Genomic DNA, 9462 nt, shown 5'->3' on the forward strand with positions numbered 1-9462 from the left:
CAGGGTGGTGCGATGGAGCAGCAACTTCGCGCCGTCTTGCGCATCAACGCCGCGACCTCGGCGCTCGGCGGTCTGGCCGCCGCCGTGGCCCCCGACACCCTCGATCGTCTGCTCGACACCGGGCAGCCGACTGCCGTTCGCGTCGTCGGGGCCGGTCTCGTCTCCTTCGCGGCCTGGGTGTTCGTCGTCGCGCGATGGCCCGCTCACCGTCTGCGACACGAAACGGTGTCGATCAGCGCCGGCGACGCCGCGTGGGTCGTGGCGAGCGTCGGCACGATCGCGCTCGGCTGGTACTCGCCCGGCGGTGCGATCGTCGTGGCTGCGGTGGCCGCGATGGTCGGGTCCTTCGCCTACCGGCAGGCTCGGCTCGTTCGCCGCATGGTCGACGCCCGCGATCACTCGACGGTGACGAGCGCGGAACCCGAGCGGCCGAAGACCTCGGGGGCGTAGATCTCCTCGGCTCTCGTCGGCGGCACGACGAAGGCGCCGGGCGTCGTCGCGCGGGCGATGTAGGAGTACTCGTACGTGCCGCCCGGCAGGAAGCTCGTGAACGCCTCGGCGCGATCGTCGCGGAGGTTCTGGTGCTCGTACCAGTTCCAGCCCCACCACCAACTCCACTCGGGGACGTCGCCGCCGGTGTCGGGCGGGATCGTCTGTGACACCGCGAGCGCCGGGTTGACCGGTTCGAGCCCGGCCGGGAGTGGGTCGATCAACGCCACGTGGGTCCGCCGTGCGTCGGCCACCATCGTCAGGCGGACCCGCACCGTCGCGCCGGCCCGCACCGTCCACGAGCCGTCGGCGTTGCGCTGGACGTCGCCGGGGTCGTCGACGGCCTCGTACACGCGGTCGACGACGAAGCCTTCGTCGCGGGCGTCGAGCTGTAGGTCGTCGGGGGCGTAGCGCAGCCCGAGCCGGTAGTAGAGGCGGCCGTCGCCGTCCTTGGACACGACGATCGACGACAGGTCACCGTCCTCGCTGGGCTGGGCGGCGTCGATGAAGACGTCCATCGGCACGAGCGTGTTGGCCCGGTCGGTGGTGCGGCCGGCGAACGCGTGCTCGGTCGTGTACACGTCGCCGATCCATGCACGGGCGACGAAGTCGGGCGTGACGGCCTCGAAGGTGTCGAAGTACCGGTGGAGCGCGACGAGGATGAAGGCGTTCTCGTGGGCGTTGTTCCAGCGGCCCCTCGTCTGGTTGCCGAGCAGGCCCGTGACGAGCTTCGGGATGAGGTCGCTGTCGGGCGCCTGGGTGATGAACGAGTCGAGCACGACCCCGTCGGTGCGGCGATCGGAGTGGGCGATCAGGTAGGCGTCCTCGCCGTAGTCGGTCGCGAACGTGGCGGCGCCGGCGGTCTCGACCGACCGGTTGGTGAACTCGCGCTCGATGTCGGCACGGTACGAGTCGTCGTTGATCGACGGCCACAGCCAGGCGAGGGCGTCGGGCTGGAGGTCGTCGCGCTCGCGCTCGTAGAGCGCCGTCGCCTTGGCCACGTCGCGCTGGCCGGCCTCGGCCCGGACGTACAGCGCGTAGGAGCTCAGCGTGCGCCGGATGCCCGGCCCGTAGGTCGAGGGATAGAACTCCTCGATCTGGGCGAGGTGGGCGAGCGCCCGGTCGAGGGTGCCGCCCGGCACGTCGTAGCCGGCCTGCCCGGCGAGCACCAGCGCATGCGTCGACTGGATCGACTGCCACGGGATCGACTCTCGGCCCCGCTGCCAGTACGGGAAGCCGCCGTCGTCGTTCTGGAGCGCAGCGAGGTGCTCGATGTCGGTGCCGACCTGCCGGTTGAGCTCGGTCGGGTTCGGCAGACCGTCGGCGTCGAAGGCCTCGAGCACGTCGCGCAACGTGGCCACCGCCATGATGCGCGAGGCAAGACCGTCGGAGCTGTTGTATCGGTAGTCCACGAGATAGAGCACGGCGTCGGTCAGCGCCTGCAGCGCCGTCGAGGACGTGCCGATCTCGAGGCCGCCGAACTCGGGGAACACCCCGGTCGGCGGCAGGGCAGGCTGCCCGATCGCTCCCTCGTCGATGACGCCGTACGTGGCGAACGCCTCGGCGGTCGCGGGTGTGTACACGGGGAGCTCACCTGCCGCGGCGTCGGCCAGGTCGTCGCTGACGGCCGCGACTCGATACCGACCGGTTCCCACGACGTCGGTCGTCATCGGGAAGCGAACTTCGACGCGGTCGTTGGCCGGCACGGTGATCCGCTGACCGATCGGCCCGGTGAGGTCGAGGTTGCCGACCTGGATGGCGACGTCGACGTCGAGGGCTTCGTCGCTCTGGTTCTGAACGACGACCGGGAACTCGAGCTGGTCGCCGAAGTTGAGGAACCGCGGCGCCGATGGTCGGACCTGGAGGGGCAGCCGGGCGGTGATCGTCGACTCGCCCTTGCCGAACCGATCGTCGCCGTCGACCCCCACGGCCATGACCCGGTAGCGGGTGAGGTTGTCGGGGAGCGGCACGGCGACGGTGACGGTGCCGTCGGCGCCGGTCGACTCCTCCGGTGCGTACACGGCGAGCGCGTCGAAGTCGGTGCGGACGTCGATCTGAGGTTGCCCGGACGCGCCGGCCCCGGCGCTGTCGGCCGGCGCGGCGAGGTCGGCGCCGTCGTCGGCGGCGAACTCGGCCTCCTCGGCCGCATCCTCGTCGACCCCGAGGGCGCGGTCGTCGCCACCGCCCTCGAGGAGATCCGGCCGCGCCAGCACGATGCTCGATCGCATGTACTCGGACGTCAGATTCGCGAACACGTCGCGATAGAAGACGTCGAGCGGGTTCGCCAGCTCGTAGCCGGTCAACGACAGCACGGCTTCGTCGACGATCACGACGGCGACGTCGGCGCCGCTGACGGGATCACCGGCGGCATCGCGGACTTCGATCGTGACGGCCGTCTCGGCACCCGGCAGTGTCTCGGCCTCGGCAGGGATGGCCGTGACCGTCAGCTCCCGGGAGATCGGCGGGATCGACAGCCCGATGCGCGCGCTGGCGAACGCCGGCCGGGGCGCCACGTCCGGCAGTGGCGTGCCGTCGTCGGCGGCACGAACCGCGCTGCCGACCATGTCGACCTGGACGTCGAGGTTGGGGATGTGCTCGTCCTCGATCGGGATCGCGATGACGGCGCTGCCGTCCTCGGCGTCGAACGCCACCGTGCTGACGATGCCCTGGCGGGTGACGGTGGCGAGGCCGTGGGCGGGCGCGAACGGCGCTTGGACGAGCAGCTCGGCCGTGTCGCCCGGTGCGTAGGTCTCGCGGTCGGGCACGATCGTGACCGTCTCCTGCTCGACGTTGCGCACCGGCCGTCCGGCCCCGCCCGACACCCACTGGGTCAGCTCGCTGCGATTCCTGCCCCCGGTCTCGTCGGTGACCACGGCCGTGATGCGGTACCTGCCGCCGACCTCGGTCGGGAACTCGCACCGCATCGACTCGTCGTCGACGCTGACGGTCGACCTGAACGAGCACGTCGTCTCGTCGACCAGCTCCTCGGACCAGCGCCCGTCGGCGAAGACCCACTCGAGGCGCCCGGCCGTCACGTCGACCGGTCGCGCGGGCACGACGCCGCCGTCGACGTCGGTCACGACGGCGTCGATGCGGATCGGTGTGCCGCGTTCGACGAACGTCCGGTCGCTCTTGATGCCGACGTACGCGGTGGCCGGGTGGACGAGCAGGTCGGTGCGGGCGGCCCAGGCCTGGCGGTTGATGTCGAACACCGTCGCCTCGGCGGTGATCGTCGTCGGGAGGTCGACGTCGGGTCCGTCGAAGTCGATCTGGAGGTAGTGCGTGCCGCTCGAGTCGGTTCGTCCGCTGAACGTCTCGTACTCGGTGGTGTCGACGGGCCCACAGTCGAAGCACTCGTCGAACGCGACGTCGGCCGCGAACCCGACGTCGGCCTCGCCGCCGAAGTACCACCACGGCTGCCAGATGCCGAACGTGAACTCGTCCCAGTTCGGCGGCTGGTACGTCGTGTCCCGCGTGCCGACCAGCCACTCGACGTCGGCGTCCGGGAGTGGGCCACCGGCGAAGTACTCGGCCTGCACGGCAACCGTCGCCGGCTCGGCCGTGTAGTACGGGCCCGGTGACTCGTTGCGCGCGGTGACCTCGAACTCCGGCGTGCGGAACGCCTGGATCTCGAAGGAGTGGTCGGTGCTCCCGAGATCGTCGAGCGTGATGTCGATCCACGCCCGGCCGAGGTTCGAGGCTTCGGGGACCTCGACGGAGAAGTTGAACCCGCCGAGTGGGTTGAGCGGCGCGCGGCCGGTGGCGATCTCGTTGCCCTGCGGATCCCACACGGTGTACCCGACGTCGAGGTCGCCGTCGTACAGCGCGAGCTGGGCATCGGTCGACCGCGTGAAGCGACGGACCCAGCCTGTGATGCGAGCGGTCTCGCCGGGCCGGTAGATGCCGCGATCGTCGAAGACGTACCAGCGGCCCTCGTCTCGGCGGGACTGCTCGGTCCAGCCGTCGTACCACCGGGCGAGCAGGAACGAGGTCCGATCACCGTCGCGGGCCCACAGACCGTTCACGCCGCTCTCGCCGATCTCGAGCTCGGCGACGCCCTCGTCGTTCGTGGTGGCGATCCGGCCGTCGCCGATCAGCTCGACGGGCACGCCGGCGACCGGCTCGCCGGTGGTCAGATCGGTCGTCCAGATCAGCAACTGCTCGTCGTCGAAGATCGCGTCGATCCCCAGCGTCGTCGACTGCACCCACGAGATCGTCGGCCGGTTGCGCCAGTAGTCGTCGTCGTTGCTGGAGAACGTGCGCGTCGGCTCGATGCGCACGACCAGCTGCGAACCGGCCTGGTTGAACGCGAACGACAGATCGATCGGCGTCTCGACGAACGCATCGGGTCGGTTGTCGATCTCGAACTCGTCGTCGAGCACGACGGACCAGCTCTCGGGGGGCTCGGCCGCCTCGTCCGACCACTGCGACTCGAGGTACGTACGGAACGCGTCGAGATCGGCGGGGCTGACCGCCCATGCGATGACCCGGACGGCATCGTGGTTCACCGTGGTGACTGAGACACTGGGCTCGTCCGCGGACGGATCGACGGTGACCCACTCGCGCTGCAGCCCGATCAGTGTCGGCCGGGCCGAACCGACCTTGAAGTCGACGACAGCATCTTCGCCGAGCGTCTGCCCGAAGACGTCGCGGAGGTCGCCGGACAGCCCGACGGTGTACGTCGTGCGCCCGGTTGTGGCGCCGACCAGTTCGATCGTGTCACCGAACACGTTGACCCGCAGGCCGGGGATCGAGGGCTCGACCGAGATCTGATCGGCGAGGAACGCCGCCGGGTCGAGCGGGTTGCTGAAGCGGACGTGGAACGGTGAGCCGGGCTCGCAGTCGCCCCCGTACGCGCACTCGGTGTCGACGATGCGCAGGTTCCCGAACGTGCTCGCGGTGTAGGTGGTGGGGGAGTCGGACGTGAGCGGCCCCTCGGCCGAGGGCGTGCCGGGCCCGATCGAGATCGACAGGTCGGTGTCGGGCGGTAGCTCAGCTGCCGCCCGGAACGCGACGGCCCGTGCGTCGAGCGCCCCCTCGACGCGCTGCTGCGCGTCTGCGTCCTCGGCGATCTCGTCGTCGGTCGCGAGCCTGATCGCCACCGCATCGCCATCCGCGGTCAGCGTGATGGTCTCGAGCACCGCGTCCGGGTCGACGCGCTGGTCGAAGACCGCGACGAAGACGGGGTCGAGCGGGAGGCTGTCGTGCTGCGGCCAGAAGGACGTGACGGTCGGCGCCGGCGTGCTGAACGTCCAGGACACGTCGTCGGCGAGCTCGCCGCCCGTTGCCGACCGCGTCCCGGCGGGGACGACGACGCGGTACTGGGTCGCTGCCGGCAGCCGGTCGATCTCGCCCCGGACCAGCTCGAACCGCAGCGTGCGCGTGCCGATCCAGCGCCAGCGGCCCTCGAGCGCCGGCGTCACCTCGACCGGCACGTCGGCGGCGTCGAGCTGTTCGAGGGTGGCGAGCGGCACCATCGGCTGGTCGAACGTGACGCTCAGGAACGGCGCGACGTCGACCGGTCCCTCGGGCTGGAACCGCAGCACTTCGAGCGGTCCCGTCGGCGGTGTGTCGGGATCGCCCCCGTCGGCCGGCGGCGGGAACGCCGTCTCGATCGTGTCGCCGACCAGGGGAGGTGCGAGCGAATCGACGGGGCGGTTGAACGTCTCGCGGTCTCCCGGCGGGACCGCCCAGTCGGGCAGGCGGGCGAAGATCGCGTCGACGTCCTCGGGTGAGATCGGGTCGCCCACGACGACGTCGGGCGGGTCGGCCGCGGCGGCCGTCGGCGCGCCCTCGCTCAGTCGCAGGCCGAGCGGTGCCGCGGTCGAGGCGGCGGTCACGCCCGCGCCCTCGACCGTGACGATCGGATCGTCGTCGCCGGGACCGGCGGCGGTCGTGGGGGTCGTGGTGCTCGGCGGCTCGTCCGCCTCGTCGTCGCCGCCCCAGAAGCACGACGTGAGGAGCAGCGAGCCGGCGAGCAGCCCGACGCCGACCCGCCGCCAGTCGTTCCGCCCTCTCGTCATCGCGTCACCGTTCCTCGTCGTCCGCCCTCAACCTTACGAATCCTTCGGACGTTTGACGTCGCACGATGAGCGCGGGTTCCCCGGTTGTTCGGCATCGCTTCGTCGCGACTCCATCTCGGCGTCGGTGGGCCGGGGCTGGCACAGTGTGCGGCACGCCGCGCCGCTTGCCGAGCGGGGTGCAGAAAGGGCACGGATGTCGGATCAGGACGCGGTCGACCTGGCGTTGTTGGTCTTCCGCTGCAGCATCGGCGGTGTGATGCTCGCCCACGGCATCAACCACGTCATCGGCGGCGGCAGGATCCCGGGCGTCGCGTCGTGGTTCGAGTCGCTCGGGATGCGCCTGCCCACCCTGCAGGCGTGGCTGGCCAGCCTGACCGAGATCGGCGCCGGAGCCCTGCTCGTGCTCGGGCTGCTGACGCCGTTCGGTGGCGCCGGCGTGGTCGGCACCATGGCGGTCGCGTGGATCATCAACCACCGCACGAACGGGTTCTTCATCTTCCGGCCCGGTGAGGGCTGGGAGTACGTGATGACGCTGCTGGTCTGCGGTGTGGCGCTGGGGACGATCGGCGCCGGAGGGTGGTCGCTCGACGCGGCACTCGACATCGACGACGACCTCCTCGGCTGGCCGGGTCTGTTGATCGCGGGCGGCGTCGGCGGTGGCGGCGCGCTGCTGTTGCTCGCCGCGTTCTGGCGACCGCGGTCGGTCTGAGCTCCCGATCAGGGGGCCCAGACGATCGGCGTCCAGCGCAGGATGTCGCTGCGCTCGTCGCCGCGCAGAGCGATGCCGGTGATCTCGAACCGCATCAGGTGCCCCGACCCGGCGGGAGTGCGCTCGACCAGGCGATGACGGAACTCGATCAGGTCGCCCTCCCAAGCGGGGCCGGTGTGATCACAGCCGTCCCACGCCACGACGGTCGCGAGGCCCGGGAGCATCCGGGTGAGCGACGCCTGCGCCAGGCCCTGGACGTGACCGCCGTACACGAGCCGCTGACCGGTGGCCGTGGTCGTCACGTCGCGATGGACCGCCGCTTGGTTGAACGTGAGGCGCGCAAAGGGCGCGGCGAGGTCGACGTGGTCGCGCAGCGGGTCGGTGCGGACGTCGTCGACCGGCCAATCGGTCCTCGGCAGCCCGCTGAGGTTCCAGGCCGGCAGCGCTCCGATGAGATCGCCGAGCGGTGACGGATCCGACGGGCCCGGGATCTCGTCGCCGTGGCCGGGTTGCCCGGGGCCGCGACCACGCACCAGGGCGCAGCGCTCGTATTCGACGACCGGCCCGTCGTCCGAGCTCGTCACGATGCCGAGCCACACCTTGCCGCGGAACTGGTCACCCTTCGGCGTCGAGTCCTTCAGGCCGAGCACCGTGGTGGTGGTCGACAGCGTCTGGCCGAGCTCGACGGCACGGACCACGCGCACCGACCGGTAGTACAGGTTGGCGATCGCCTGCCGGGTGGCCATCGTCGTCTGGCCGATCGAGTAGTGGAGCACGAGACCCGGGTTGGCGAGGCGTCCCTGGCTCGACGCGGCCGCCCGGTACAGGCCGGCGTCGGCGGCCAACAGGTGCTGGTCGCCCGTGATCGCGCGGTAGACGGCGTTGTCGGCCTCGGTCAACGTGACCGATGGCAGCGGGGGGAGCGTGGCGCCGACCGAGAAGTCCTCGTACATCGGGCCGAGCTTGGAGGTGTCGAACATGGTGCCTCGCAGTACTCGTAGAGGGGCACGACCATGGTGGCACCTCGCGACGTGTGACCTCCAGATGACACCGGCCCGCCGCCCACCTGTCGGCGGCCCTGTCGGGGGTTCCGCTCGACCGGTGCGGGGTCTACGGTGGGGGCGTGACCGACGAACAGCGCCCCTACGGCGGCGGCGACAGCAACCCTGCCCTCAAGCGGGTGCGGACCCGCCACTTCCAGCGGGCCAAGCAGCAGGGCATCAAGATCACCGGCCTGACGAGCTACGACTTCCTGTCGGCCTCGATCTTCGACGAGGCGGGGATCGACTTCCTGCTCGTCGGCGACTCCGCCGGCAACACCGTGTTCGGGTACGACACGACGATCCCGGTCACCGTCGACGAGCTGATCCCGTTGACCGCTGCCGTCGTGCGCGGCGTGAGCCGGGCGCTCGTCATCGCCGACATGCCGTTCGGCTCGTACGAGAACGGCCCCGACGAGGCGCTGCACACGGCGACGCGGTTCATGAAGGAGACCGGCTGCCACGCCGTCAAGCTCGAGGGTGGCGTCCGGAGCGCGAAGCAGATCAAGCGCGTCGTCCGTGCGGGCATCCCCGTCATGGGGCACATCGGGTTCACGCCCCAGAGCGAGCACGGTCTCGGGGGCCACATCATCCAGGGCCGTGGCGAGGGAGCCCAGCAACTGCTCGACGACGCCCACGCCGTGGAGGAGGCGGGTGCGTTCGCGGTGGTGCTCGAGATGGTGCCGTCCGAGATCGCCGGCAAGGTCACCGCCGAGCTCGAGATCCCGACGATCTCGGTCGGCGCGGGACCCAATTGCGATGGGCAGCTGCTGGTCTGGAGCGATTGGGCGGGCTTCACCCGCGGGCGCATCCCCAGGTTCGTCAAGCAGTACGCGCAGATCGGCGAGACGCTGCTCGACGCGGCGGTCACGTTCCGCGAAGAGGTCGAGTCGGGCGTCTACCCGGCACCCGAGCACGAGTACAGCGAGTAGGCGAGCGCAGCGCTCGGTGTACGTCCCCGTCATCGACCTCTCGGGCGACGACGGCGCGGCCGCGACGGCGATCGACCGGGCGTGCCGCGACGTCGGCTTCTTCCAGATCGTCGGTCACGGTCTCGGCGCGGACGTCGAGGCTGCCGCCTGGCGGGCGGCGGGCGACTTCTTCGACCTGCCCCTCGACGACAAGCTCGCCGTCGCGATCCCGGCGGGGGACGCCTATGGGTACGGGCCGTTCCGCGTCGAGCGGCTCGCCGCGAGTCGTG

Annotated in this window: 6 protein-coding genes; 4 read left to right on the forward strand and 2 right to left on the reverse strand. The window is 70.9% G+C overall.

Annotated features, from left to right (window positions below; all coding sequences use genetic code 11):
- The first annotated feature begins 12 nt into the window (after window positions 1-12).
- Window positions 13-450: a hypothetical protein gene (locus tag QNJ12_RS11165; RefSeq protein WP_300622720.1), complete on the forward strand. Its 438-nt coding sequence runs from the start codon at window positions 13-15 to the stop codon at window positions 448-450.
- Here the strand turns inward: QNJ12_RS11165 and QNJ12_RS11170 are convergent.
- On the reverse strand, window positions 396-6512 hold the full coding sequence (locus QNJ12_RS11170; RefSeq protein ID WP_300622721.1) for an Ig-like domain-containing alpha-2-macroglobulin family protein: 6117 nt from the start codon (window positions 6510-6512) through the stop codon (window positions 396-398). The two genes, QNJ12_RS11165 and QNJ12_RS11170, sit on opposite strands and share 55 nt — an antisense overlap.
- 193 nt (window positions 6513-6705) lie before the next feature.
- Between QNJ12_RS11170 and QNJ12_RS11175 the strand changes: the two genes are divergently transcribed.
- Window positions 6706-7221: a DoxX family protein gene (locus tag QNJ12_RS11175; RefSeq protein ID WP_300622722.1), complete on the forward strand. Its 516-nt coding sequence runs from the start codon at window positions 6706-6708 to the stop codon at window positions 7219-7221.
- An 8-nt stretch (window positions 7222-7229) separates the two neighbouring features.
- On the opposite strand, the gene QNJ12_RS11180 is transcribed toward QNJ12_RS11175, so the two are convergent.
- The gene (locus tag QNJ12_RS11180; RefSeq protein WP_300622723.1) at window positions 7230-8201 is read right to left on the reverse strand and encodes a hypothetical protein; all 972 of its coding nucleotides are present in this window, start codon (window positions 8199-8201) and stop codon (window positions 7230-7232) included.
- Between the two features lie 143 nt (window positions 8202-8344).
- Between QNJ12_RS11180 and panB the strand changes: the two genes are divergently transcribed.
- On the forward strand, window positions 8345-9193 hold the full coding sequence (gene panB, locus QNJ12_RS11185) for a 3-methyl-2-oxobutanoate hydroxymethyltransferase (protein ID WP_300622724.1): 849 nt from the start codon (window positions 8345-8347) through the stop codon (window positions 9191-9193).
- Window positions 9194-9209: 16 nt separating this feature from the next.
- On the forward strand, window positions 9210-9462 hold a 253-nt coding region (locus QNJ12_RS11190; RefSeq protein WP_300622725.1), incomplete at its 3' end, for a 2-oxoglutarate and iron-dependent oxygenase domain-containing protein.

It is taken from the genome of Ilumatobacter sp. (genome assembly GCF_030065885.1).
Lineage (GTDB): Bacteria > Actinomycetota > Acidimicrobiia > Acidimicrobiales > Ilumatobacteraceae > Ilumatobacter.